31 protein-coding genes are annotated in these 24,965 nt (G+C 41.9%); 3 read left to right on the plus strand and 28 right to left on the minus strand.

Translation table 11 applies throughout. The features are described from left to right. Positions 1 to 443: 443 nt before the first annotated feature. Positions 444 to 1,151 carry a hypothetical protein gene (locus ACVCDT_RS00005; protein WP_447131259.1) on the plus strand — a complete coding sequence of 236 codons (708 nt, stop codon included), beginning with the start codon at positions 444 to 446 and terminating at the stop codon, positions 1,149 to 1,151. A gap of 60 nt (positions 1,152 to 1,211) precedes the next feature. On the opposite strand, the gene rplQ is transcribed toward ACVCDT_RS00005, so the two are convergent. From rplQ to ACVCDT_RS00115, 22 genes are all read right to left on the minus strand, one after another. Beyond that, positions 1,212 to 1,613, minus strand: a complete 402-nt coding sequence (rplQ, locus tag ACVCDT_RS00010) for a 50S ribosomal protein L17 (RefSeq protein WP_447130692.1) — start codon at positions 1,611 to 1,613, stop codon at positions 1,212 to 1,214. Positions 1,614 to 1,650: 37 nt separating this feature from the next. Further along, positions 1,651 to 2,640 (minus strand): DNA-directed RNA polymerase subunit alpha, encoded by a 990-nt coding sequence (locus tag ACVCDT_RS00015; RefSeq protein ID WP_447130693.1) that lies wholly within the window; start codon positions 2,638 to 2,640, stop codon positions 1,651 to 1,653. Between the two features lie 22 nt (positions 2,641 to 2,662). Next, positions 2,663 to 3,283 (minus strand): 30S ribosomal protein S4, encoded by a 621-nt coding sequence (rpsD, locus tag ACVCDT_RS00020; protein ID WP_447130694.1) that lies wholly within the window; start codon positions 3,281 to 3,283, stop codon positions 2,663 to 2,665. A gap of 24 nt (positions 3,284 to 3,307) precedes the next feature. Then, entirely contained in the window at positions 3,308 to 3,697 is a 390-nt protein-coding gene (rpsK, locus tag ACVCDT_RS00025) for a 30S ribosomal protein S11 (RefSeq protein ID WP_007625676.1), read from the minus strand. A 12-nt stretch (positions 3,698 to 3,709) separates the two neighbouring features. Further along, entirely contained in the window at positions 3,710 to 4,066 is a 357-nt protein-coding gene (rpsM, locus tag ACVCDT_RS00030; protein ID WP_235313407.1) for a 30S ribosomal protein S13, read from the minus strand. Between the two features lie 124 nt (positions 4,067 to 4,190). Continuing rightward, positions 4,191 to 4,307: a 50S ribosomal protein L36 gene (gene rpmJ, locus ACVCDT_RS00035; RefSeq protein WP_007104309.1), complete on the minus strand. Its 117-nt coding sequence runs from the start codon at positions 4,305 to 4,307 to the stop codon at positions 4,191 to 4,193. 24 nt (positions 4,308 to 4,331) lie between these two features. Further along, positions 4,332 to 5,651 (minus strand): preprotein translocase subunit SecY, encoded by a 1,320-nt coding sequence (gene secY / locus ACVCDT_RS00040; protein WP_447130695.1) that lies wholly within the window; start codon positions 5,649 to 5,651, stop codon positions 4,332 to 4,334. 5 nt (positions 5,652 to 5,656) lie between these two features. Next, positions 5,657 to 6,091, minus strand: coding sequence for a 50S ribosomal protein L15 (rplO, locus tag ACVCDT_RS00045; RefSeq protein ID WP_215927680.1), 435 nt, complete (start codon positions 6,089 to 6,091; stop codon positions 5,657 to 5,659). Then, complete coding sequence (rpmD, locus tag ACVCDT_RS00050; protein ID WP_447130696.1) at positions 6,092 to 6,277, minus strand: 50S ribosomal protein L30; 186 nt, start codon at positions 6,275 to 6,277, stop codon at positions 6,092 to 6,094. It lies immediately after the preceding gene. A gap of 6 nt (positions 6,278 to 6,283) precedes the next feature. After that, positions 6,284 to 6,787, minus strand: coding sequence for a 30S ribosomal protein S5 (rpsE, locus tag ACVCDT_RS00055; RefSeq protein ID WP_215927676.1), 504 nt, complete (start codon positions 6,785 to 6,787; stop codon positions 6,284 to 6,286). A 9-nt stretch (positions 6,788 to 6,796) separates the two neighbouring features. After that, positions 6,797 to 7,150 (minus strand): 50S ribosomal protein L18, encoded by a 354-nt coding sequence (gene rplR / locus ACVCDT_RS00060; protein WP_215927674.1) that lies wholly within the window; start codon positions 7,148 to 7,150, stop codon positions 6,797 to 6,799. An 11-nt stretch (positions 7,151 to 7,161) separates the two neighbouring features. Then, positions 7,162 to 7,695, minus strand: a complete 534-nt coding sequence (gene rplF / locus ACVCDT_RS00065; protein WP_447130697.1) for a 50S ribosomal protein L6 — start codon at positions 7,693 to 7,695, stop codon at positions 7,162 to 7,164. Between the two features lie 10 nt (positions 7,696 to 7,705). Beyond that, a complete protein-coding gene (gene rpsH / locus ACVCDT_RS00070) occupies positions 7,706 to 8,098 on the minus strand; it encodes a 30S ribosomal protein S8 (protein WP_447130698.1) in 393 nt (130 codons plus the stop codon). A 12-nt stretch (positions 8,099 to 8,110) separates the two neighbouring features. Next, positions 8,111 to 8,416 (minus strand): 30S ribosomal protein S14, encoded by a 306-nt coding sequence (rpsN, locus tag ACVCDT_RS00075; protein ID WP_158971311.1) that lies wholly within the window; start codon positions 8,414 to 8,416, stop codon positions 8,111 to 8,113. 11 nt (positions 8,417 to 8,427) lie between these two features. Beyond that, positions 8,428 to 8,967 (minus strand): 50S ribosomal protein L5, encoded by a 540-nt coding sequence (gene rplE, locus ACVCDT_RS00080; protein ID WP_447130699.1) that lies wholly within the window; start codon positions 8,965 to 8,967, stop codon positions 8,428 to 8,430. Between the two features lie 16 nt (positions 8,968 to 8,983). Beyond that, on the minus strand, positions 8,984 to 9,298 hold the full coding sequence (rplX, locus tag ACVCDT_RS00085; RefSeq protein ID WP_447130700.1) for a 50S ribosomal protein L24: 315 nt from the start codon (positions 9,296 to 9,298) through the stop codon (positions 8,984 to 8,986). A gap of 12 nt (positions 9,299 to 9,310) precedes the next feature. Continuing rightward, positions 9,311 to 9,676, minus strand: a complete 366-nt coding sequence (gene rplN, locus ACVCDT_RS00090) for a 50S ribosomal protein L14 (RefSeq protein ID WP_447130701.1) — start codon at positions 9,674 to 9,676, stop codon at positions 9,311 to 9,313. A gap of 419 nt (positions 9,677 to 10,095) precedes the next feature. Beyond that, positions 10,096 to 11,739: an AMP-binding protein gene (locus ACVCDT_RS00095; RefSeq protein WP_447130702.1), complete on the minus strand. Its 1,644-nt coding sequence runs from the start codon at positions 11,737 to 11,739 to the stop codon at positions 10,096 to 10,098. A gap of 71 nt (positions 11,740 to 11,810) precedes the next feature. Further along, positions 11,811 to 12,551: a 23S rRNA (guanosine(2251)-2'-O)-methyltransferase RlmB gene (rlmB, locus tag ACVCDT_RS00100; protein ID WP_447130703.1), complete on the minus strand. Its 741-nt coding sequence runs from the start codon at positions 12,549 to 12,551 to the stop codon at positions 11,811 to 11,813. 1 nt (position 12,552) lies between these two features. Then, complete coding sequence (gene rnr, locus ACVCDT_RS00105; RefSeq protein ID WP_447130704.1) at positions 12,553 to 14,913, minus strand: ribonuclease R; 2,361 nt, start codon at positions 14,911 to 14,913, stop codon at positions 12,553 to 12,555. Positions 14,914 to 15,063: 150 nt separating this feature from the next. Beyond that, positions 15,064 to 15,693 carry a tetratricopeptide repeat protein gene (locus ACVCDT_RS00110; RefSeq protein ID WP_447130705.1) on the minus strand — a complete coding sequence of 210 codons (630 nt, stop codon included), beginning with the start codon at positions 15,691 to 15,693 and terminating at the stop codon, positions 15,064 to 15,066. 101 nt (positions 15,694 to 15,794) lie between these two features. Continuing rightward, entirely contained in the window at positions 15,795 to 16,031 is a 237-nt protein-coding gene (locus tag ACVCDT_RS00115) for a TIGR02647 family protein (RefSeq protein WP_447130706.1), read from the minus strand. Between the two features lie 246 nt (positions 16,032 to 16,277). On the opposite strand from ACVCDT_RS00115, the gene fre reads away from it, so the two are divergent. Further along, positions 16,278 to 16,976 (plus strand): NAD(P)H-flavin reductase, encoded by a 699-nt coding sequence (gene fre / locus ACVCDT_RS00120; protein ID WP_447130707.1) that lies wholly within the window; start codon positions 16,278 to 16,280, stop codon positions 16,974 to 16,976. A gap of 9 nt (positions 16,977 to 16,985) precedes the next feature. Here fre and trmL read toward each other — a convergent pair whose 3' ends face one another. The 5 genes from trmL to ACVCDT_RS00145 all read right to left on the minus strand — a co-directional run bounded on the left by trmL (position 16,986) and on the right by ACVCDT_RS00145 (position 21,131). Then, a complete protein-coding gene (gene trmL / locus ACVCDT_RS00125) occupies positions 16,986 to 17,450 on the minus strand; it encodes a tRNA (uridine(34)/cytosine(34)/5-carboxymethylaminomethyluridine(34)-2'-O)-methyltransferase TrmL (RefSeq protein ID WP_447130708.1) in 465 nt (154 codons plus the stop codon). Positions 17,451 to 17,525: 75 nt separating this feature from the next. After that, a complete protein-coding gene (locus ACVCDT_RS00130; RefSeq protein WP_447131260.1) occupies positions 17,526 to 18,494 on the minus strand; it encodes an alpha/beta fold hydrolase in 969 nt (322 codons plus the stop codon). A 79-nt stretch (positions 18,495 to 18,573) separates the two neighbouring features. Continuing rightward, positions 18,574 to 19,005, minus strand: a complete 432-nt coding sequence (locus ACVCDT_RS00135) for a CBS domain-containing protein (RefSeq protein WP_447130709.1) — start codon at positions 19,003 to 19,005, stop codon at positions 18,574 to 18,576. 27 nt (positions 19,006 to 19,032) lie between these two features. Continuing rightward, positions 19,033 to 20,439: an ATP-binding protein gene (locus tag ACVCDT_RS00140; protein WP_447130710.1), complete on the minus strand. Its 1,407-nt coding sequence runs from the start codon at positions 20,437 to 20,439 to the stop codon at positions 19,033 to 19,035. Continuing rightward, positions 20,436 to 21,131, minus strand: a complete 696-nt coding sequence (locus ACVCDT_RS00145) for a response regulator (protein WP_447130711.1) — start codon at positions 21,129 to 21,131, stop codon at positions 20,436 to 20,438. The genes ACVCDT_RS00140 and ACVCDT_RS00145 overlap by 4 nt, the downstream gene beginning before the upstream one ends. A 150-nt stretch (positions 21,132 to 21,281) precedes the next feature. On the opposite strand from ACVCDT_RS00145, the gene ACVCDT_RS00150 reads away from it, so the two are divergent. Then, the gene (locus tag ACVCDT_RS00150) at positions 21,282 to 22,055 is read left to right on the plus strand and encodes a Spy/CpxP family protein refolding chaperone (RefSeq protein ID WP_447130712.1); all 774 of its coding nucleotides are present in this window, start codon (positions 21,282 to 21,284) and stop codon (positions 22,053 to 22,055) included. A 71-nt stretch (positions 22,056 to 22,126) separates the two neighbouring features. Here ACVCDT_RS00150 and ACVCDT_RS00155 read toward each other — a convergent pair whose 3' ends face one another. Next, entirely contained in the window at positions 22,127 to 24,817 is a 2,691-nt protein-coding gene (locus tag ACVCDT_RS00155; protein ID WP_447130713.1) for a TonB-dependent receptor domain-containing protein, read from the minus strand. Positions 24,818 to 24,965: the final 148 nt, after the last annotated feature.

The raw sequence follows: 24,965 nt of genomic DNA on the forward strand, positions 1-24,965 counted from the left end.
CACACAGATTGTCTTGTTCTAATTGTTAAAGAGCATTGCTAACCTGAGTTAGCGGCTTAAGATACTGTCCGAAGACCCTCTCAAGCGGGAGGCGCATATTACGCTATCTCCATTTGATGTCAATAAAAAATTTTAATTTATTTTTTATTGTTTCCTTTCATCTATTTTCGCTTTGTTTTCGATTTGAAAAGCATCCCTTAAGCGAGGCGCGCATTCTAGAGATTTATACGCATGCGTCAACCCCTATACTTAATTAATTTGCAATACTTTAACTAAGTGGCTAGTTTTTACACAAAGAGTTTACCTTATGAACAAAAGTTGATAATTTGAATCTTTTCGCGGCACGGATGTCATACTCAGTTCATAAATAAAGTTGTGGTGTTGTAGATATGAAGAAATTAGTAGGTATAACCGTGGTACTAGGTTGCTTTAACCCATTCAACATGGCTATAGCAGAGCAATCATCCTATCCCACTTCTGAAATCAGTGAAAAATTTATACAGTTACAGGTAGATCAAAACATTACTGTCGGGCGAGCGATTAAATCAATTGTTAATCATTATCCACAAAATGCCCCTGCTATTGTGTCTACTGCACTAGATCTTTATCCAGATAAGTATAAAGAAATCATTCATGCTGCAATATCTGCGCAACCCACCTTAGCAGAAGATGTGGTGACCATTGCATTAAGCAAAGGCATAAGTAATTGCACTAGTATTGTAGAAACCGCCATTAACGCTGATCCGAGTTATGTTGATTTTGTAGTAACAGCTGCAGCTAATTCCACCCCGGAAGAATTAAAAGAAATCGTTAGGGTTGCGGTCATTACCGAACCAGATTCAGCAGACTATATAGTGCAGTCTTTGGCAATTAAACATCCGAATAAAATTGTGGATATTTTACAATCAGCTATTAGCGCTGTGCCATTTGTAGGAGAGTATGCGGTTGAAGCCTTATTGGCTATTTTTCCCAATGATGCAGAAAGTGTGATTACTACCGCAGTACGTGAGTCAGGTGCACAAAGGGAGCATGTGTTAAAAATTATTGAAACCGCACATAATGCCGGTGTCGATTTAACCGAACTAGAAACTTATGCGTTAAATGGTGGAGCGACTAAAGAAGAAGTAGCGCAGATAATAAAAGATAAATAAATTTAATTCAGACACAAAAAAGCCAGACCTAAGTCTGGCTTTTTTATTTAGTGCGATTGCTTATTCCGCTTCAGTTTCTTCAATCTCTTCGACTGCTTCAACTTCTGGACGGTCAACCAATTCAACGTAGGCCATAGGTGCTTTATCACCAGTACGGAATCCGCATTTTAATATACGAATGTACCCACCAGGACGCGCTTCATAGCGAGGACCTAGTTCGTTGAACAATTTACCAACAACTTCTTTATCACCAGTACGAGCCATTGCCAAACGGCGATTAGCTACACTGTCTTGCTTAGCAAGCGTGATAAGAGGCTCAATTACGCGACGCAGTTCTTTCGCCTTTGGCAAAGTTGTTTTAATCAACTCATGCTTTACCAAAGAACCAGCCATGTTGCGAAACATCGCCTGACGATGGCTGCTATTACGATTTAACTGACGACCACTCTTACGATGGCGCATAGTTTTATCCTTCTTTACAAATTAGCTTAATAGCTAATTAATCTTTTTCTGCGATTGACTCTGGTGGCCAGTTTTCTAAGCGCATGCCTAGAGACAGTCCACGAGAAGCTAGTACGTCTTTAATCTCTGTTAGAGACTTTTTACCCAAGTTAGGAGTTTTTAACAACTCAACTTCGGTGCGTTGTACTAGGTCACCAATATATTGTATGGCTTCGGCTTTCAAACAGTTAGCTGAACGAACGGTTAGTTCTAAATCATCAACTGGACGAAGTAAAATCGGATCGAATTCCGGTTTTTCTTCTTTTTCAACTGGCTCAGAAATATCACGAAGTTCAACAAATGCGTCTAATTGCTCAGCTAAAATTGTAGCTGAACGACGAATTGCTTCTTCCGGATCGATTGTGCCATTTGTTTCCATATCGATAATTAACTTATCAAGGTCGGTTCTTTGCTCAACACGCGCAGACTCAACATTGTAAGATATACGATCAACTGGGCTATACGAAGCATCTACCAATAAACGACCAATAGGACGATCATCTTCTTCTGAAGAGCGACGAGTTGATGCAGGAACATAACCACGACCCATTTCTACTTTAATACGCATGCTGATTTCAGCTTCGCCAGTTAAAGTACAAATTACATGGTCAGGATTAACAATTTCCACATCGCCATCATGCTGGATATCACCAGCTAATACTGGGCCCGCACCGGATTTCACTAGAGTTAGTGTTGCTTCAGTTTTGCCTTCAAGACGCACGGCTAAACCTTTAAGGTTAAGCAATATCTCAATAACGTCTTCTTGTACGCCTTCTTTGGTGCTGTATTCGTGCAATACACCATCGATTTCAACTTCTGTTACAGCACATCCTGGCATTGAAGACAATAAGATGCGACGTAACGCGTTACCTAGCGTATGGCCAAACCCACGTTCTAAAGGCTCAAGTGTGACCTTTGCGCGAGTTGACGAGACGTTATCAATTTCAACTAATCTTGGTTTTAAGAATTCAGTTACAGAACCCGACATTGTTTCCTCTCTTCTTTAAGCTTTACTTAGAGTAAAGTTCGACGATCAACTGTTCGTTAATTTCAGCAGACAAGTCTGTTCTTTCAGGAACACGTTTAAATGTGCCTTCCATTTTCTTGTTGTCTACTTCAATCCAAGTTGGTTTTTCACGCTGATCCGCTAGTTCCAAAGCAGCAACGATACGTGCTTGCTTTTTCGCTTTTTCGCGAACGGACACAACATCTTCAGCAGAAACGTTAAAAGAAGGAACGTTAACAACCTTACCGTTAACCAAAATGGCTTTGTGGCTTACTAGTTGACGTGCTTCAGCACGAGTACTAGCAAAACCAATACGGTATACAACATTGTCAAGACGCTGCTCTAAAAGCTGTAACAAGTTCTCACCTGTGTTGCCTTTTAAACGTGCTGCTTCTTTGTAGTAGTTACGGAATTGCTTTTCAAGAACACCGTACATACGACGAACTTTTTGCTTTTCACGTAGCTGTACACCATAGTCTGACAAGCGGCCACGACGGGCGCCATGTTGACCAGGTGCGGTATCAATTTTACATTTCGAATCGATTGCTCGAACGCCGCTTTTAAGGAATAAATCTGTTCCTTCGCGACGGCTAAGTTTGAGTTTTGGACCCAAATATCTTGCCATGATCTTTCTCCAACTGTCCGTCGATTAAACGCGACGTTTTTTCGGTGGACGACAACCGTTGTGAGGAATAGGTGTCACATCGGTAATATTAGTGATTTTATAACCAGCAGCGTTCAAAGCTCGGATCGCAGATTCACGACCTGGACCTGGACCTTTAACGAACACTTCTATGTTTTTCAAACCGTAATCCTGAGCGGCTGTACCAGCACGTTCAGCAGCTACCTGAGCAGCAAATGGGGTAGATTTACGTGAACCACGGAAACCTGAACCACCTGATGTTGCCCATGACAGAGCGTTGCCCTGACGGTCAGTAATAGTCACTATAGTGTTGTTGAAAGAAGCATGGATATGAGCCATACCATCAGCAACTTGACGTTTTACGCGCTTACGCGTTTTGGTTGGTGCTTTAGCCATAATATCCCCCGCTTATCGTTTTATAGCTTTGCGAGGACCTTTACGGGTACGCGCGTTAGTCTTAGTGCGCTGACCACGTAGAGGAAGACTACGACGGTGGCGAATACCACGGAAGCAACCTAAGTCCATCAAACGTTTAATACTCATCGATACTTCACGGCGAAGGTCACCTTCAACTGTGAATTTAGCTACTTCATCACGTAACTTATCGATCTGTTCTTCATTAAGATCTTTGATCTTAGTATTCTCTGCAACACCCGCGGCTACACAAATGCTTTTCGCACGTGTAGAGCCAACACCATAAATTGCAGATAGCGCAATTACAGTATGCTTGTGCTCAGGGATGTTAATGCCAGCGATACGGGCCATTAACAGTACTCCTTATATTTAATAGTCGTTAGCCTAAAAAGCCCGATAGGATACTTACCCAACGACTAAATTGCAATTAAGGATTGAGGCGCTAGTGTATCTAGACGACCCCCAATCCAGTCGATTAACCTTGCCTTTGCTTATGCTTAGGGTCAGAACTGCAAATCACACGCACAACACCGTTGCGCTTAATGACTTTACAGTTACGGCAAATCCGCTTGACGGATGCACGAACTTTCATTTCATCACTCCGTAAATAGCTAACTTAACGGCCGTAGCCTTTAAGGTTAGCTTTTTTAAGAACAGACTCATATTGATGTGACATCAAATGGGTCTGCACCTGCGCCATGAAATCCATGATTACCACTACCATAATAAGTAGTGATGTACCGCCAAAATAGAATGGAACATTCCAAGCGATTAACATGAACTCAGGCACTAAACATATAAAGGTTATGTAAAGAGCACCTGCCAAAGTAAGGCGAGTCATTACCTTATCAACATATTTAGACGTTTGCTCACCAGGACGAATACCAGGTACAAAAGCACCAGATTTCTTCAAGTTATCTGCTGTTTCGCGAGGGTTAAATACCAACGCAGTATAGAAGAAACAGAAGAACATAATAGTCGCAGCGTACAACATCACATACAAAGGTTGTCCAGGAGACAACTGTAGTGCCACATCTTGTAACCAAGAAAGTGACTCATTCTGACCAAACCAGTTTGCAATGGTTCCAGGAAACAAAATAATACTTGATGCAAAGATAGGCGGTATAACACCGGCCATATTTACTTTTAGTGGTAAATGCGTGCTTTGAGCAGCAAATACTTTTCTACCTTGTTGACGTTTTGCGTAGTTAACAACAATACGTCGTTGGCCACGCTCAACAAATACAACAAAGTAAGTAACGGCGATAATAATAACGCCCACTAAAATCAAGAATAATAAGTTTAATTCACCTTGACGCGCTTGCTCTGCAACATTACCTAATGCTGAAGGCAAACCCGATACAATACCGGCAAAAATCAGAATAGAGATACCGTTACCAATACCTCTCTCTGTAATTTGCTCACCTAGCCACATAAGGAACATAGTTCCAGTAACTAAGCTGATCCATGCTGTAAAGTAAAAACCAAAGCCAGGGTTAATTACCAAACCTTGAATTAGGTTAGGTAAGTTAGTCGCGATTCCAACTGCTTGGAAAGAAGCCAATACTAAAGTGAAGTACCTAGTGTATTGACTAATTTTACGACGTCCTGCTTCGCCTTCCTTTTTTAGCTCCATCATAGGCGGATGCATATGAGACATCAGCTGTATGATAATTGAAGCTGTAATATAAGGCATGATGCCTAGGGCTAGAACTGACGCACGTTCAAGCGCACCACCGGAGAACATGTTAAACATTTCAACGATTGTGCCTTTCTGTTGCTCAAATAATTGAGCTAACACCGCAGCGTCAATACCAGGAATAGGTACGTAAGAACCCAACCTAAATACTATGATCGCACCAAGTACGAACAACAATCTTGATTTAAGCTCGCTCAAGCCGCCTTTGGCGCTTGAATCCTGTCCTGGTTTAGCCATCTAGCCTATTCCTCTACTTTACCGCCAGCAGCCTTGATTGACTCAAGAGCGCCTTTTGATACCTTTAAACCACTAACCGTTACGGCACGTGAAATTTCGCCACTTTTCATAACTTTAACGAACAACATTTCTTTCTTAACTAGACCTGCTGCTTTTAAAGTTTCAAGTGAAACCACATCACCTTCTACCTTTGCAATTTCGCTCAACGTAACTTGGTCAGAAACCATAGATTTACGTGAAGTGAAACCAAATTTAGGTAGGCGACGTTGGATTGGCATTTGTCCGCCTTCAAAACCAGGCTTAACAGACCCGCCAGAGCGAGACTTTTGACCTTTGTGACCACGGCCACCAGTTTTTCCAAGACCAGAGCCCATACCACGACCCACACGTTTACCAGAATTTTTTGCTCCAGGTGCAGGAGCCAAAGTATTTAAATACATTTATTTCTCCTCCACTACTTCAACCATGTAAAAAACACGGTTGATCATGCCACGGACAGAAGGGGTATCTTCTAGTTCACGAACATGACCGATGCGACGTAGACCTAAACCAGTAAGCGTAGCTTTGTGTTTAGGTAGACGACCGATAGAGCTTTTTGTTTGCTTTACTTTTATCATCTTAGCCATGTTCAATTACCCCAAAATTTCTGATACAGACAATCCACGCTTAGCGGCAACTGACTCAGGCGAATTCATTTCTGTCAACGCATTGATAGTTGCACGCACAACGTTAATTGGATTGGTAGATCCGTAACATTTTGAAAGTACGTTTTGTACACCAGACACTTCTAGTACTGCACGCATCGCACCACCGGCAATAATACCGGTACCTTCAGATGCTGGCTGCATATATACTTTAGAGCCTGAGTGACGACCTTTAATCGGGTGCTGTAGCGTGTTGCCATTAAGATCAACAGTCACAATATTGCGACGTGCTTTTTCCATAGCTTTTTGGATTGCAGCAGGCACTTCACGTGCTTTACCGTAACCAAAACCTACACGACCGTTACCGTCACCTACTACTGTCAAAGCAGTGAAGCTAAAGATACGACCACCTTTAACTACTTTAGATACACGGTTTACGGCAATTAGCTTTTCTAACAGATCACCGCCGTTTTGAACTTCTACTTTAGCCATAATTAACTCCTAGAACTGAAGGCCAGCTTCGCGAGCGGCGTCAGCTAATGCTTTAACTCGACCGTGATATTTGAACCCACTACGGTCAAAAGCAACTGATTTGATGCCTTTTTCAATAGCGCGTTCTGCGATCGCTTTACCAATAGCCGCTGCTGCCGCTGAGTTACCAGTGCCCTTAAGGCTACCTGCTAGTTCAGTTTCAACTGTTGAAGCCGACGCCAATACTTCAGAACCACTTGGAGCGATTAACTGAGCGTATATGTGACGTGGTGTGCGGTTAACAACCAAGCGATGCGCGGCCAATTCACTAATTTTCTTACGTGCACGAGTAGCGCGACGTAAACGAGCTGATTTCTTATCCATCGTACCGACTCCTATTTCTTCTTAGCTTCTTTACGACGCACAACTTCATCTGCGTAACGAACACCTTTACCTTTGTAAGGCTCTGGCGGACGGTAAGCGCGGATGTTAGCTGCAACCTGACCTATCAACTGCTTATCAACGCCTTTGACGACGATTTCAGTTTGACTAGGAGTTTCAACCGAAATACCTTCAGGCATTTCGTATGCTACAGGGTGTGAGAAACCTAAAGTTAAATTTAGTTTCTTACCTTGTGCTTGAGCACGGTAACCAACACCATTTAACAATAATTTCTTCTCAAAACCTTCGGCAACACCAACAATCATGTTGTTTAACAAAGAACGAGCAGTACCGGCTTGAGCCCAACCGTTAGCTTGGCCTTCACGAGGCTTAGCTACTAATTGGTTTTCTTCCTGTACAACTTCAACTGCTTCGTTAAATACACGGGTCAATGAACCGTTTTTACCTTTTACTGTGATTTCTTGGCCAGCGATAGTAACTTCTACGCCAGATAAGATATCAACAGGAGCTTTTGCTATACGTGACATTTTATTCCCCTTACGCTACGTAGCCGATGATCTCACCACCCATGCCCGCTTTACGCGCTGCACGGTCAGTCATCACACCTTTAGAGGTAGACACGATAGCTACACCTAAACCACCCATTACTTTTGGCAACTCATCTTTTTTCTTATAGATGCGAAGGCCAGGGCGACTTACGCGCTCGATGCTTTCGATTACTTTTTTGCCTTCGAAGTACTTTAACGTAACTTCTAATACCGGCTTAACGTCACCAGACACTGTAAAGTCTGTAATGTAACCTTCTTCTTTTAATACTGCTGCAATTGCAACACGTACTTTAGAAGATGGCATAGATACAGAAACCTTATAAGCCATCTGACCGTTACGTACGCGGGTGAACATATCCGCGATAGGATCTTGCATACTCATATCAGCTACCCCTTACCAACTGGCTTTTTTCAAGCCAGGCACTTCACCGCGCATCGCTGCTTCACGCAACTTGATACGACTCATGCCAAACTTGCGTAGGAAACCATGTGGACGACCTGTAATGTTGCAGCGGTTACGCTTGCGACTTACAGATGAATCACGTGGCAGTTGTTGTAGCTTAAGAACAGCATCCCAACGTTCTTCGTCAGAAGAGTTGACATCGCTGATAGTTGCTTTAAGCGCAGCGCGTTTTACCGCGTACTTAGCAACTAGCTTCGCACGTTTTACTTCGCGCGCTTTCATTGATTCTTTTGCCATAACCCTACACCTTACTTTTTAAACGGGAAGTTAAACGCGCTTAATAAAGCGTGTGCTTCCGCATCGGTTTGTGCGCTGGTAGTGATAGTGATATCCATACCGCGTATCTTATCCACTTTATCGAAATCGATTTCAGGGAAGATAATTTGCTCACGAACGCCCATGCTATAGTTTCCACGACCATCGAATGACTTAGGATTTAAGCCACGGAAATCGCGGATACGAGGAATTGCAATTGAAACTAAACGTTCAAAGAATTCCCACATACGTTCACCACGTAGGGTTACTTTACAGCCAATCGGATAACCTTCACGGATTTTAAAACCCGCAACAGATTTACGAGCAACAGTTACAACAGGCTTTTGACCAGCAATTGCTTGCATGTCAGCCGTGGCATTTTCCAATACCTTTTTGTCTGCTACCGCTTCACCTAAACCCATGTTTAGAGTGATTTTTTCAATCCGAGGGACTTGCATGACGCTTTTGTAATCGAACTGCTTAGCAAGTTCGGCTACAACTGAGTCTTTATAGAAATCATGCAGTTTCGCCATCGTACTCTCCAATTAATTAAACTAGTTCGCCGTCTGATTTGAAGAAACGAACTTTCTTCTCACCTTCAAGACGGAAACCCACACGATCTGCTTTACCCGTTTTAGGGTTGAAAATCGCTACATTTGATACGTGAATGGATGCTTCTTTTTCAACAATTCCACCAGCCACACCCAATTGAGGGTTAGGTTTAGTGTGCTTCTTGATTAGGTTAACACCTTCAACGATTAGACGGTTAGAAGCAGGAAGAACTTTAAGGACTTTGCCTTGTTTTCCTTTATCTTTACCAGCTAAAACGATGATTTCATCATCACGACGAATTTTATTAGCCATATCGTGACTCCTTTATAGTACCTCAGGGGCCAAAGAGACGATCTTCATGTTGTTCACACGAAGTTCTCTTGTAACCGGACCAAAGATACGCGTACCAATCGGTTGCTTGTTTGCGTTAAGCAAAACAGCTGCGTTGCTGTCAAAACGGATTGAAGATCCATCAGGACGACGAACGCCTTTTCTAGTACGCACCACCACTGCATTTAGTACATCACCTTTTTTTACTTTACCGCGAGGAATTGCTTCCTTAACAGTAACTTTAATGATGTCACCAATATGTGCATAACGGCGATGCGAGCCACCAAGAACCTTAATACACTGAACCCTGCGAGCTCCCGAGTTATCGGCAACATCCAGGTTAGTTTGCATTTGGATCATGTTAGTGCTCCGCTGTTAAAATTAAGACTCTCCCGAGTCGTTTAGCTGCAAAAAAACAGGCTTTAGCTGCTTTTTTATACATACCCCAGTTAAAAGGGCGCGAAATACTAACAGAAAACTCTATGCTGCGATAGTAGAATTTGAAAATATTCTAACAAAGTTAGGGTAAGCCTGGTTAAGCCAGTATTTATACAATATTAAGGCGTTAAACTAAGGCCGTATAAGGCTCTGGCTAAGGTCAGTTTATTTGTAACTAGAACAATCCACTGTCTTTTGCTTGGCTAAACTAGGTATTTGGCAATCTTTCTATACAAATAATAGTGAGTGACCGATTTATCTTAACTCAGCCTATATAAGCTAAGGCAGGGTTAACTATTTATTAACCCAACCAATAGACAGTAAATCAAAGGCACCTAGTATCATGCCACTTGGTGAACTATAGCTTGTGTATAGTTGTGGTTAATTAAATCGGCATATTGATCTTCTAAACTTTGCCTTTTAATTTTTAAAGTGGGAGTGAGCAGCGCGTTTTCCACTGTCCACTGATCTTTCATTATTATTATTCTGTCGAGCACCGCATGGCTTTCTAGAGTTGCATTAACCTCGTCTAAGGTTTTTGCTAACTCACTTTCAATATGCGCCATAGGCTTTTGCAGCGCAGCTTCAGATAACACCACTAATGCAATGGGTTGTTTTAAGTGCGAACCTGTTACACAAACCTGCTCTATATAGGAATTAGCCATCAATTTAGACTCAATGGGTACAGGGGCGATATATTTGCCTTTAGAGGTTTTAAATATTTCTTTTAAGCGACCGGTAATTCTTATATAACCATCGGCATCCATACTTCCCTGATCACCGGTACGTAAGTACCCATCTTCGGTGAACACCTCAGCAGTTTTTTCTGGCTCTAAATAATACTCTTGCATATTACATGGCGCTTTTACTTGGATTTCGCCGTTTTCTGCAATACGAATATCTACCCCATCATAGGCTCTGCCGATACAACCAATCTTATCCACCCTAAAAGGAACACAGCAGGTACCATAAGCACTATTTTCAGTCATGCCCCAGCCTTCTGAGATATTAATCCCTAGTTTTCTAAACCACTCCAGGGTGCTAGTCGAAATAGGTGCTGAGCCACTGGCACATAACCTGGCCTTAGCTAAGCCGAGTTTTCGGCGGATCTTTTTACGTATTAAGCCACCAATCAATGGAATACTTAATAATTTATCTAGTTTGCTTTGAGGTAAGTTAGCTAACACCCCCATTTGAAAACGTGTCCATAAGCGCGGTACTGAGATAAAGAGTGTGGGCTCTGTTCGAGTAATATCACGCGAAAAAGTCTCGAGTGACTCAATAAAGTCGATACGCATACCCGAATAAAAACTCGCTTGTTCTACTAACACACGCTCGGTTATGTGAGCTAAAGGTAAATAACTTAACATACGGTCGTTTTGATTTACCTGTAACTCGTCTAACGAGTTAGATGCCGCCCAACCAATAGAGTGATATGTGTGTACTACGCCTTTGGGGTTGCCGGTACTGCCTGAGGTATAAACTATTGTCATTACCGAGTCTAAGGGCGGAACTGGGTTTTGTGTTAGAGGCTCAGTTTGTAATAGTTGCTGCCATTGTTTATCGGCTGGAATATCAGGATAAGGCATAGCCCAAATTTCAATACTGTCATCTATAGCCGCTACTTGTTTTGTGGTGTCATCTAACTTACCAACAAAAATCACCGGACATTTAGCATGATTTAACACATATTGAATAGTTTGTTCGCTGGCAGTTGCATAAATAGGTACAGATACATGGCCAGCCAGCATAATAGCCAAATCGGTAATAAACCATTCAGCGCAATTTTTTGACAAAAGTGCTATGTGACTGCCCTTGGGTAAATCCATGGCAAGTAAACTGGCCGCCACCCTTCTGGCCTGGTCGCCCGCTTCTTTCCAGGTAAAGTCGATCACCGTACCATTGACTGGCTGCCTGAGGTAAACCTTGTCAGCAGCATTTTTTTCCCAATGGTAAAACATAGATAACGGTGACTTAATCGACATAATTTTTCACTCTTGTGTGGTTATTATGTCTAGTTATAACTATTGCTCACTCAGAGATCAATCAACTCTTTCTATGCTGTTCTTTGGCGGACAATCTCGTACAAACATATTCCAGTGGCAACCGAAACATTTAAGCTAGATACAGAGCCGGCCATAGGCAATTTAATTAGTTCATCACAATGTTCGCGCGTTAACCGGCGCATGCCTTTACCTTCGGCGCCCATAACTAAAGCCATAGGGCCTTGTAATTTGCAGTCATAAATATTGTTTTCAGCTTCGCCCGCTGTTCCTACTATCCATACTCCTGCATCTTGTAAGTCGCGTAAGGTACGGGCCAGATTGGTTACTTGAACCAAAGGGATCACATCTGCAGCACCGCAGGCCACTTTACGAACCACAGGTGTTAGTGCTGCAGATTTATCTTTAGGCACTACAACTGCGTCAACCCCAGCCGCATCTGCGGTTCGTAAACAGGCGCCTAAATTATGCGGATCTGTTACGCCATCTAAAATTAACAAAAATGGCTGTTTACTAGACTCCACTAACTTAGCTAAGTCGTTCTCATTGTATTGTTTGGCAGGTTTGACTTTGGCCACTACCCCTTGGTGTTGACCACCTTCTACTTTGTCATCTAAGGTTTTTCTCTGACAAAACTGCACAGATACACCAAAACGTCTTGCTTGATTGACTATGGCATGCACACTCTTGTCATCACGACCTTTTAACACAAAGAGTTCAATTAAACGTTCTGGCTCGCGCGCAATAACAGATTCTAAGGCGTGGATCCCGTATAACCATTCTTGTTGTGCCATCTTATTTTTTACCTTTTCTTGAAGAGCTAGCAGGCTTATTGCGACTAGACTTAGACTTGCTCGCAGGGCGGCCTTTTTTGCTTAGGCTCTTTTTACTTTTCTTTTTATCTTTTGTTGGTGTGTCCGCTTTTACTGGGCTTTTTTTGCCTGCGGGTTTGCGCTTATTTACGCGCTTAGTGTTTTTAGCATCAGCACCATCAAGGATAAAATCGATTTTTCGTTCATCTAAATTAACCGCAGCCACTTTAACTTCGACAGCATCACCTAAACGATAAACTTTGCCGGTATGCTCACCAATCAAATATTGTTTGGTTTCATCAAAGCGGAAGTAATCTTGTTCTAAGGAAGTAATGTGAACTAAGCCATCTATATGAAACTCTGCTAAACGAACAAAAAAACCAAAGTTGGTAACTGAGGCAATCACCCCTTCAAACACATCACCCACATGATCTTGCATAAATTCGCATTTTAACCAATCAGACACATCACGGGTTGCATCGTCTGCCCGGCGCTCTGTCATTGAGCACTGCTCACCTAAGGCTTCAACTTCGTCAACTGTATAAGCCTTGCCACCGGTTTTACTTTTTCGTTGCTGCTGTTTATCGATAATACTTTTTAATGCCCTGTGCACTACTAAGTCGGGATAGCGACGAATTGGCGAAGTAAAATGCGCGTAAGCTTCAAGGGCTAAACCAAAATGGCCGATGTTTTCATGATCGTATACCGCCTGTTTCATTGAACGTAACAGCATGGTTTGGATCAGTTCTTGATCGGCTCGACCTTGGATTTTCTCTATGACCTCAGTAAAGTCTTGCGGGCTCACTTCTTGCCCAATGTGGTGACTAATGCCCACTTCAGCCAAATAAGATAAAAACGCCCCTAACCTATCTTGATCGGGTTCGTCATGAATTCTAAACAAAGCCTCAGCTTGGTGCTTTTCAATTGTTTGTGCTGCAGATACGTTGGCCAAAATCATGCACTCTTCAATGAGTTTATGTGCATCGTTGCGAGTCACGGGAACAATATTTTCAATTTTACGTTGGGCGTTAAACACAAACTTGCTTTCTTGAGTTTCGAACTCTATTGCCCCCCGTTGTTTGCGGGTGCGCTTAAGGGTGCGGTACATATCATGCAGATTTTTTAAATGCGGCACTTGTTCAGCATAACGTTTGTGTAGCTCAGGGTTGCCCTGCAAAATATTCCACACCTTGGTATAGGTTAGTCGAGCATGTGAATTCATTACCGCTTCATAAAACTGATGCTGAACCAATTTACCGGTCTGGCTGATGGTCATTTCACAAACCATACACAAACGGTCTACTTGTGGATTAAGTGAACACAAACCATTAGATAATACTTCTGGCAACATGGGGATCACTTGCTCTGGGAAGTACACTGAGTTACCGCGATTTTGCGCTTCGCTGTCTAGCGCAGTTCCAGGTCTGACGTAATAGCTCACATCAGCAATGGCTACCCACAATTGCCAGCCCCCATCATCGAGTGGCTCACAAAATACTGCGTCATCAAAATCTCGGGCATCTTCGCCATCTATAGTTACTAGCGGCAATTGCCTAAGATCGATTCGCCCTGCTTTGGCTTCATCTGGGACTTGTTCGGTTAGGCCTTTTATTTGTTTGTTAACACCTTTGGGCCAAGTATGCGGAATATCAAAGGTGCGCAAGGCCATATCAATTTCCATACCCGGCGCCATATGCTCGCCAAGTACCTCAACCACTTTTCCTATGGCATTGACCCGTTTGCGAGGGCGCTGAACTATATCTACCACCACCACATGTCCCTGACGAGCGCCGTTAGTTTGCTCTTTTGGGATCATAATTTCGTGGTTAATTCGGCTGTCATCGGGGATCACTACCCCTACATTATTTTCAAAAAAATAACGTCCTACTATAGGCTCTGTGCGCGGCTCCACAATTTTAGCAATGCGAGCTTCTCGTCTACCGCGATTATCTGTGCCGCTTTCTTTGACTAAGACAATATCGCCATGTAACACAGTGGCCATTTGAGCATTGTGAATAAATAAGTCTTTTTCACCATCATCACGCTTGAGAAAACCAAACCCATCTCTGTGACCAATGACGCGTCCCTGAATCAATTCTTCTTGCTTTAATTTGGCGTATTTTTTATCTCGATTAAATTCAACTTGGCCTTCTCTTTCCATTGCACGTAAACGGCGCTGGATCCCAATACGACTGTCTTCGTCATGGGCATCAAGGAGTTGGCAAAATTCTAAAAAAGATAAAGGCTTTTTAGCTTGGGTAAGTAATTCGAGTAAATATTCACGACTGGCAACAGGTTTGTCGTATTTTTCTTTTTCGCGTTGGTAAAATGGGTCGTCGCTCATAGGGCGAGGCTTTTCCTGACTTTTGGATGAATTGCCGACAAGTATAACTAAATGGCATCAAGCTATTCGGCTTTTTTTTAATGTTTAGCTATTTATTCGCCAATTTAGCGTAGAAATTGCGCAGATTATAGCCAAAGTACCACTAAAATCTTAGGAGTTTAACGGTCGTTTAGCTTTTCGCACTGCCTTGGGATGCATCAGCTTTTCTAACTCGCTCATACACTTGGCAATCTTGGCGTGTAAGGCTTTGTCGGCAGTTATTGCGTTATATAACCAATGATAGGCATCTTCAAAGTCATAGGGGCTGCCGTAACCATCGATAAAAAGTTCAGCTAATTGAATTTGAGCCTTTAAATGCCCAAGAACTGAGGCTTCGCGCAACAAAACAACGGCTCGCTCTTTGTCTTGTTGGACTAATTTGCCAGTTGCATAGTAACGTCCTAGCTGCTCTAACCCTGCAGCCAAGCCTTGCTCAGCTGCCAAGTTCATATAATAGATGCCTCGTTCAGGATCAGCTTCGACACATACGCCCCAGGCTAACATATCTCCCCATAAAAACTGGTAACTAGGAATTTTTAAGGTTTCGGCTCGTGCACGAATGTCTTGCACTAATTGGCACTTGTCTAAAACCACTCGCGATAAATGTTCATTTTTATTAATCAGCTTTAGCAATTCATCTTGCGAGTACAATTGCACGGCTTTAATTTCATCTGCAGCTTTGAGGCTAAGACTAAACCCACCAAGCAAAATAAATAAAAAAACATTTCTAACACTAAACATAAAAACCGACTATCCCGTGAGCATTTATTGCTGTATCGGCAACAGAGCTAAAATGCTAAAGGCTCACTTTAGCCTGTTTACCTGAACTCAACTCATTAGCCTTATTGAGGCCTTAATGCCAACTGTAAAACATGCGCATGTTCAAACAAATCATGCCCCAAGTCAGTAAGGTAGCCCCCATCTGGCAAGGTGACTATGCCCTTGTCGTGTAGGCGTTTAGCCGCTTCAATTAACTCAGGCTCGGCATCGTGATGTATTTTTATGCCCTGCATTAAACTTTTATTTGGAAACTTCAATAATAGATTTAACTCTGCAATCATATCAGACGTAAAAGTCATTTTTATTCCTCATAATTTATATTGATTAACCGCTTAAATAAGTCCCTTGATGGTTTTACTCTTGTACTTAACCAGCACTTTATTAGGGTTAATGTTAATCCACTGGCGCTTTGCTTAGATTACAACTCGTATAACCGCACGCATGTGTTTATAATCCACCACTTGAGACTAAAGCGCTAATCAATGAATATCAAAGGTTATTTCAATTAGGCTTAGTCAAAGTAGTCAGTTAAGCAGAGAATTTCCATGCAAAGTACACCTTCTAAGGTAGAAACAATTGAACCCCTCACCGACACAGTTAAACGTATTGTCTTAAGGCCTTCTACTCCCCTAACTTTTATCGCAGGGCAGTATGTTCAGGTAGTGATGGGGGAAAATGACAAACGCCCTTTTTCGATTGCTAATGCGCCAAGTGAAGATGGTGCCATTGAATTACATATAGGGGCTGAGCCAGGCAATCAATATGCCGGTGAAGTGATAGAAAAAATGCAACAAGCCGGCCAAGTAGAGCTTGAAGGTGGTTTGGGTGAGGCATTTTTACAAGGTGATCTGGAAAAACCTATTATTTTACTCGCCGGTGGTACTGGCTTTTCTTATACCTATTCTATTTTACAGCAATTGTTAGCTCAAGGGCTTAAACACCCAGTGTATTTATATTGGGGCACGCGCACCATTGAAGATATGTATGCCCTGCCACAACTCACTGAACTCGAAAAGCAACATCCATTATTTCATTTTGTTCCAGTGTTAGAGTTTCCACCGGTAAATTGGCCTGGTAAAACTGGCTGGGTTCATCAAGCTGTTATTAATGACAAACATAACTTTGCCGACTTTGACTTGTACGTCGCTGGGCGTTTTGACATGGCCAAAACCGTACGTGAAGAGTTCTGTAAATTAGGGTTAGATAAAACCTCTTTATATGGCGATGCTTTTGCTTTTATCTAAAAGGCGGGGCTAGACCGCCCCTTCAAAGTCAAGTTGACGCCAAGCTTCATAAACAAACACTGATACCGCATTGGATAAATTCATACTACGGCTATCGGCCAACATAGGGATACGTACTCTTTGCTCGGCTGGCAAAGATTGAATGATATCGTCTGGTAACCCTCGGGTTTCGGGCCCAAACAACAAGGCATCACCTGCCTGATAGTCAACTTTAGCAAAAAAGGCTTTACCTTTAGTGGTACAGGCAAATAAACGTTTGGGTGCGCGCGCGTCTAAGTAAGCCTGTAAATTTGGGTAGCGCTGCACTTTGGCAAACTCGTGATAATCCAAGCCTGCTCTACGGACTTTCTTATCATCCCAATCAAAACCTAATGGTTCAATTAAATGCAAAGCAAAACCCGTATTTGCACACAAGCGAATAATATTGCCTGTGTTTGGGGGAATTTCAGGTTGATACAACACAATGTCGAGCATAATAAATAGTCATTAAAAGAATTAGTGACGGGGATTTTAACAAACTCCCCTTGCTTCTCTAGTATAAATTAGCTTTTAAACTGGCCGCGCGGCAAAAAAGTCTAATAAAGTGTGCATACATAGATTTCTATAATTATCGGTTTCTGCCAGCAATTCATGTTTAGCGCCGTCTATCACTATGGTTTGGGTATTTTGCATTTTTTGCGCCACCCGCCCTTGACGTTTGTTGTCGACAATTTTGTCTGCCCCAGCTTGGATAACTAACGCTGGAATAGGAAAGTCCTGAGCTTGCTGCTCTATAGTATCCATAGCTACTACCGCGGCCTTTAACCAATCTGCTGTTACCCCCCCTAGTTGTAACTCGGGTTGTTGCTGATATTCATGGCGAAAAAACTCATAACGAACCTCACTATGCGTAAGCTCATTACTAGTAAAAGCTTGGTTTTCATAATCTTTTTGCCCAAAGAAATAAGCGACTTGAGAATTAATTTTAGTATGAAAAGTTAACAACAAGGTGGTTAGCCATTTAGGTAGTACCGGACGAATGCCAAACATAGGGGCAGAAAACACCGCTTTTTCAAACAGATCTGGATATTTCAACACAGTTAAGGCACCAATAGCTCCACCCATTGAATGACATAGCAGCCTAGGTTTGTGTTGTGTTTTAGGGTTGACAATTTGTTGCATAAAAATAAAAAAGTCTGCTACATAGTCTGCAAAGTCTGCCACATAGCCCATATGCTTGTTAGGCTGCAATCGTGCCGACAACCCTTGCCCTCTATGATCGTGAATAAACACCGAGTAGCCATTTTGGTAGAGATCGTAAACCACCTCTTTATATTTTAGATAAGACTCTATGCGGCCACTAGATATCACTATAGTGCCTAGCGGCTTTGGATGAAGTACAAAGGCATAGGCAAGTTGAACTTGGTCTTTGCCTAAAAACTGCCCTTGTTCAACTTGAGATTGCCAAAAAGGCTGGATGACCTCTTGATAAGCCGTTGCGAGTTGCGTTTGATTAAACAGTTTATAAGCAGTAGACATTGACATTGGGCAAATACATTTTTTTGAAAAAACTTGCCGGCTAGCTTACCTGAAAATGCCTACTTTATTACATCAGTTTTTACTGCTTGCTGGCCATCTTCTTATTGTGGATAGCTTCTATGGTTTGCAAAATATCGCGCCAACTCATTATGCCCAGCACCTGATTATTGTCATCTACAATAGGGATACAAGAAATACTATGTTGATTAAATAAGTGGATGGCATCGTAAACATCGGCATCGGCTTTTAGGGTAATAGGCTTGCGACTCATGATTTGATGTACCCTTTTATTTAGGGTCACTTTGTCGTGTATAGTTTCTTGTTCTGTGCCTAAAAACGGACTGATGGCCTTAAGTAAATCGCGATCTGACAACACCCCATACAATTTGCCTTTTTCTACCACTAATAAGTGGTGAAATTTAGCGTTATCAAAAATTTCTTTCACTACAGCTAATCTGTCGTCTAGTTCTACTGTGACCACAGGTTGCGTCATGATTTGTGCTACCCGCATATTTAACCCATGCCTATTTATTTAATCTTAGTTTATAGGAATGCTTACTGTGACTTGCAAGCCACCAGTTTTACCATTTTTAGCGGTTATCGTGCCTTGATGCTTTTGAATGGCTTGATGCGCTATGGCTAATCCTAGCCCCACTCCACCGCTATTTCTATCTCTGGCAGTAGACTCACGATAAAAAGCATTAAAAATCAGCGAAATTTGGCTTTCTTCTATACCGCTGCCATCGTCTTCAATTTGCCAAACTAACTTTTCTCCTTGCCTTTGCACCAATACCATTATGTCTTGCTGTGAATAATGGATAGCATTTCGAATAATATTTTCAATGGCACTGGTTAATAATTGAGGCTGAATATTTAACAGGGTTTCTTCTGCAACTTGGTTTTGATATTCAAGACGCTTATTATTTTGCTGTGCTTCGAACTTAGCATCAGCGATAACAGGTGACATAAACTCATCTAGCCTAATTTGTTGGATCCCCTGCATAGGCTCTGCATTGTCTAGCCGAGACAAGGTTAAGATTTGCGCAATCATATACTCAATTTGCAACGCTTCTTTTTCGATTCGTAGTAATGCATCTGGACTTTGCTGGCCTTGTCCTGACTCTAGTTGTTGTTGAGCAATGCCTATGGCTAATTGTAATCTGGCTAGAGGTGAACGTAACTCGTGTGATACATCGGCCAATAAGCGTTTTTGGCTACTGAGCAAGTTTTCAACTTGTTTAGACATAGTATTAAAATCACGGCTTAATTGGCCAATTTCATCTAACCTCTTGCTGGCGCTACCAACCTGCACTCCTAGCTCGCCCTCAGCCATGCGCTTTGAAGCCTGCCTTAATTGCCCTATGGGTTTTAATAAGCTGCGTACAAACAGGTAACACAAGCCACCACTTAGTGAAAACATTAAAAATGTGAACAACCAAGGGTAGTCGCGTCTGATAGTACGCATACTATCCATAGGTTTGGGATAGGCTAAAAAGACTAAAAATGATTGCTGCTGATGGTTAATGTTACTGGGACCTAAAATACTAAAGCCCTCAACTAGGATGCGCAAAGGTGGGCTGTGTATATCAAAATTTTGAAAGGCCGACTGGGCTGGTTGTCTGCGTCTAAAGCCATAATAATGAATTTCACCAGTATCAGGATCCACCACAACCCAAGCATAGGGATGACGGCTTGCATTGCGGCTAATTATTTCAGCTAGCTCATATTTTGTTTGATGTTTGCTGATATAACCCTGCAGCCTTTTCGTTGCCTGATTTAAGGCCTTTTGATGGCGCGATTCTAATGGTAAATACCTTGTCTCAGAATCTATTTGTTTGGCTAACCAAATTGCACTAAAAAATATCACTAAGGTAGCTAACCAAAAGTATAAAAATACCTTTAGAAATAAATGTTTTGCAGGATTGATATTAGCTATCCAGCTCATGAGTTCACCACAAATACGTACCCCGCCCCTCTGTGGGTTTTGATTTTTTCTGTGGGGCTATACGCGGCTAATTTTTTGCGTAAATTACTCACGTGCATATCTATACTGCGATCAAAGGCTGCCAACTTTCTACCTAAGACTTTTTCACTAATATCTTCTTTACTAACTAAACTGCCCTGGTTAATCATCAGTAGGTGCAAAATGGCGTATTCAGTGCCAGTGAGTTCTAATAATTGTCCAGCGCAGTGCACTTGTTGTGCAGTAGGCGACAAGGTCACATCATCTAGAACTAAGGTTTTCTGAGTACTGTTACTGGGCAATAACGCCATTCTGCGCACTAAGGCGTTAATTCTGGCCGATAATTCTCTATGATTAAAAGGTTTCGCTAAATAATCATCCGCGCCCATTTCCAAGCCAAAAATTTTATCGTAATCGTCACCTTTAGCGGTGAGCATTAAAACAGGTGTAAGATGGCTTTTTCTCAATCTTTGTAACACTTCAAACCCATCCAATTTAGGTAACATCACGTCTAACAAGATTAAATCATAGTGGTTATTTGAGGTGGCTAAGTTTAAACCTGACTCTCCATCATGAGCCATTTCAATCTCATACCCTTGAGGCCTAAGATAAGCTTCTAATAACTGACTAAATTCAATGTCATCGTCAATCAATAATATTTTTTTTGCACTCATGAAAGGTTTTGCTCTAACTCAAACTAGTAGACACTATAACTCAGCTTATATTGACTAACCTGATACCTTTACACAAGCTTTACACTGCCTTTGCGTTTCTTTGCATTGAGTGACTTAAACTTGTTAGCACTTAATCAAGAGGATAAAAACATGTTCAATAAAACATCTATTAATGCCCCGCGCATCACCCCTATTGCTTTATGCCTAGTGCTAGCTTTTTCAGCGCCAAGCTTTGCTCATAAAGGCAAGGAGCAAAACCACCAGTCAATGCGTCGTATGTTTTCTGAGTTAGATTTAAGCGATGCTCAGAAGCAAGATATTCGCCAATTAAGGAAACAAAACAAAGCAGACAAAGGCTTAATGAAACAAGATGCAAAATTACTTAATGAATCATTACGTAGCTTAGTCCAAGCTGATCAGTGGCAAGCCACAGAAGTTGCGAATGTAATTGCTGAGCAACAAAAATTATTTGCCCAAAAAGCTTTGCAACAAGCCACTAACAAACACCAAGTATGGCTTTTACTGACAACTGAACAACAAGCTCAGCTTGCACAGCAAATGACTGACAAAAAAACCAATAAAAAAGCCAAGAAGGCCAAAAAGCGCAAACAACATAAACGCATGAAAGCCTTAGATTTAACAGACCAGCAAGTGAGCGAATTGGCAGCAATAAGAGAGGCTAGCCAAGCTGAGATGCAGCCAGTTCAAGCTAAAATTAAAGAATTTAAACAGTCTGAGCGTCAATTGATCCACAGTGCCGAATTTAGTCAGGCTGCATGGCAAAGTTTGTGGCAGCAATACCAGGATGATTTTACCACCGCCAAAATGCTAAAAACTAAAGTGAAGCACGACTCTTGGAATCTTCTGACTCCAGAGCAGCAAGCTAAAGCCGAGGCTAAAATGCGTAAGCACAGCAAAAAATAAACACAGGTATTTTGACTAGGGTCAAACTAAAAATAAAAAGCCACCTCAAGGGTGGCTTTTTGATGCGCTAATTAAAAGTGGTAAGCGCCGCGTATGTAGAATAAGCGTCCTCTAGGATCATGATGTTTAGGATCATAACTAAAGTTAGCTGCGTCATATACTTCAGGTGGCGCTTGGTCAAATACATTAATTAAGCCTAAGGTCACTTCAGCTGCCCCTTCACCTAATTCCATGTTGTAACGGTATTGAACGTCCACAGGACTATAAGAATCAATCTTATCGGTTAATCCCGTAGATGCTGGCACCACACGTGTATTGGTATAATCCGACACATAATTTAAGCGTGCATAAATGCTGTGTTGGTCGTTTTTCCATTGTACAGATAGATTGCCTTTAGTTTTTGGCATAGAGCGTACAAAGTTATTGTGATTAAACAAACCAGATACGTCTGTACTCACGCCATTTAATGGCACTTCGTAATTCAGAATGTGCGCTGCAGCAACTTTAAACTCAAGTTCTCCTTCGCTTACATCTAATGCGTAAGTGGCTTCAAAATCAATGCCGCTGGCATCAATAGTTTCAGCGTTAAAGTAGTTAGTAATTACACCTGTTAACTCACTGGTAGGATCCCCAGGTACTAGACGAATAATATCTTCGCCATCAGGATCGGCTAGCAACTTACCGTTAGCATCTTCAATGGTAATAACGTCTTTATAATCCACTTTCCAAAAATCTAAACGGGCTTGTATCGCATCGCTATTCCACACTATGCCATAGTTATAGTTTGTAGCTTGCTCTGGTTCTAGGTCTTGGCTACCGTTTTGGGTTTCGCGCACAAACAATGTGCCACCTCTAGGCGTAATTTGCCCATTAGCATCAAGCACAAAGTTACCATTTGCATCTAACACAAAATCTTGAATGCCTTTTGTGTTTACGTTTTGTGCATAAAATTGAGCAAGTGAAGGCTCTCTAAAAGAGGTACTCGCAGATGCACGCACAATAATGTTGTCTGTTAATTGATAACGTATAGATAACTTAGGATCAAAACTGTTAGCTGTGTCTAACACTTCGTAACGCACTGCCGCGTTTAGATCTAAGCCTTCTGCTAAAGGAACTTCACTTTCAACAAATAACGCATAGGTCGCTCTAGATTCGTCAACAGTATTGACCCCACCTAAGAACAAGAAATCATTACTTAAAGGATTGCCTTGTGCGTCATATCTTAAAGTTGATACTTCATCTGGCTGTACTTTGTAACTTTCATGACGTACTTGTGCACCAACCGCAATACTGGCAAAACCATTAGGCATTTCAAACCAATCACCATTGGCTACACCATCCCACACTAACAAGCTAGTGCTAGTTTTAGATGCAAAAGCAGTAGATGCCCACTCGCGAACAAGTAAGTTATCGGCCGCTAATGGATCAAAAGGGTTATACAACAAATCACCGCTTGTTCCGCCTTGCCCTAATGTTGCTAAATCTAGTTTAGAAGGAGATAAGTCTGGCTGGGTAATGCTGTAATCATTTGCACTATAGGCAACAGAAGTTAACCAATCAAAGTCATTACTAAAGGTACCAGACAAGCTCGCATCAACACGGAAAGTATTGTTTTGTCTTGGGGCGGGTAATGTGGTTTCTCTGGCTAAAAATGGATAAGGACGACCTAACCATACAACATCTTCACCAAATGGATTACTAGGATGATTCGCAGGTACAGTAGGGAAAGTAAGGTTAGGATACGAAGGTACAGTGTAATTATCTAGTACATCATAATCTGTATACATAGCGGTTAATTCAAAGTTTGTATCTTCTAACTCGCTAGAGATGCCTAAATATAATTGCTCTCTTTCTTCTTCGTTAACCACATTGTAATGCAAGCCATAGTGGTAACCACAACGTTCGCCATTGCCTTGCGGAATACGAATACCACCAACAGCCTCACAATTTGGGTTAGGCACATTTTCACCCGCGCTGTAGTTACCTTGGTAAGGGCCAGACTCCACTACTACATCAGCTGGTAAAATAAAACTAGTACCTAAGCTACTAATTGCACGGTTTACCAGTTCTGGTCTTTCACGCGCATTTAAGGTGCCCCTGCGCAACATAGTGGCAGCCAAAACTACATGGGTATTGTCGCTAATATCAAAGCCGCCTATCACGCCAAGATTTAAATCTTCTTGACTATCGCTGGTCGTAGTTTGCCACGAACCTTCTACTCTAATGCCATCAAATTCTTTACGAGTAACAAAGTTAACTACCCCGGCTACTGCGTCAGATCCATAGGTTGCAGCCGCCCCTTCTTTTAAAATATCAATTCGCTCTAATGCTATGGCTGGTACCGAACCTGTATCCACAAAAACACTGCCATCTTGAGCCTTGGCACCACTGATAGTTTGACGTTTACCGTTAATCAAAACCAAAGTAGAAGAAAGGCCTAAGCCTCTAAGGTTAACGTTAGCAGTACCTTGGCTGTAGAAGCTGGTAAAAGTATCAGGTCTATTTTCGGCACCACTGTTCACCGAAATTTGGCTTATGATCTCAGATACATCGGCTCCGCCAAGATTTTTAATATCACTGCTATCAAAAATTGACACTGGGTTAGCTTCAGAGGTTTCAGACCCTTTCACATAGCTACCGGTAATATTTATTTTTTCGACATCTTGTTTGTTGGTATCAACTTCTTGCGCATAAACCGAGCTTATACTTGAGCTAATTAGTAAAGGCAGCAGTGCCTTTCTAAAGCGAATTGTTTTTTTCATAAAGGTAGTTCCCTGTTCTTTTTCTAATTTGACCAACCTTTAGGTCAGCCAAGTGGGCATCAATTAGTTTTTTCTGCAACTTAGATTCGACTAAAAAGTTACGCAGTTAGTGTGGGTAAAAGATTGGGGAAGTTGAATAGTTCTTTAG

The sequence above is a fragment of the Paraglaciecola aestuariivivens genome (assembly GCF_052983255.1).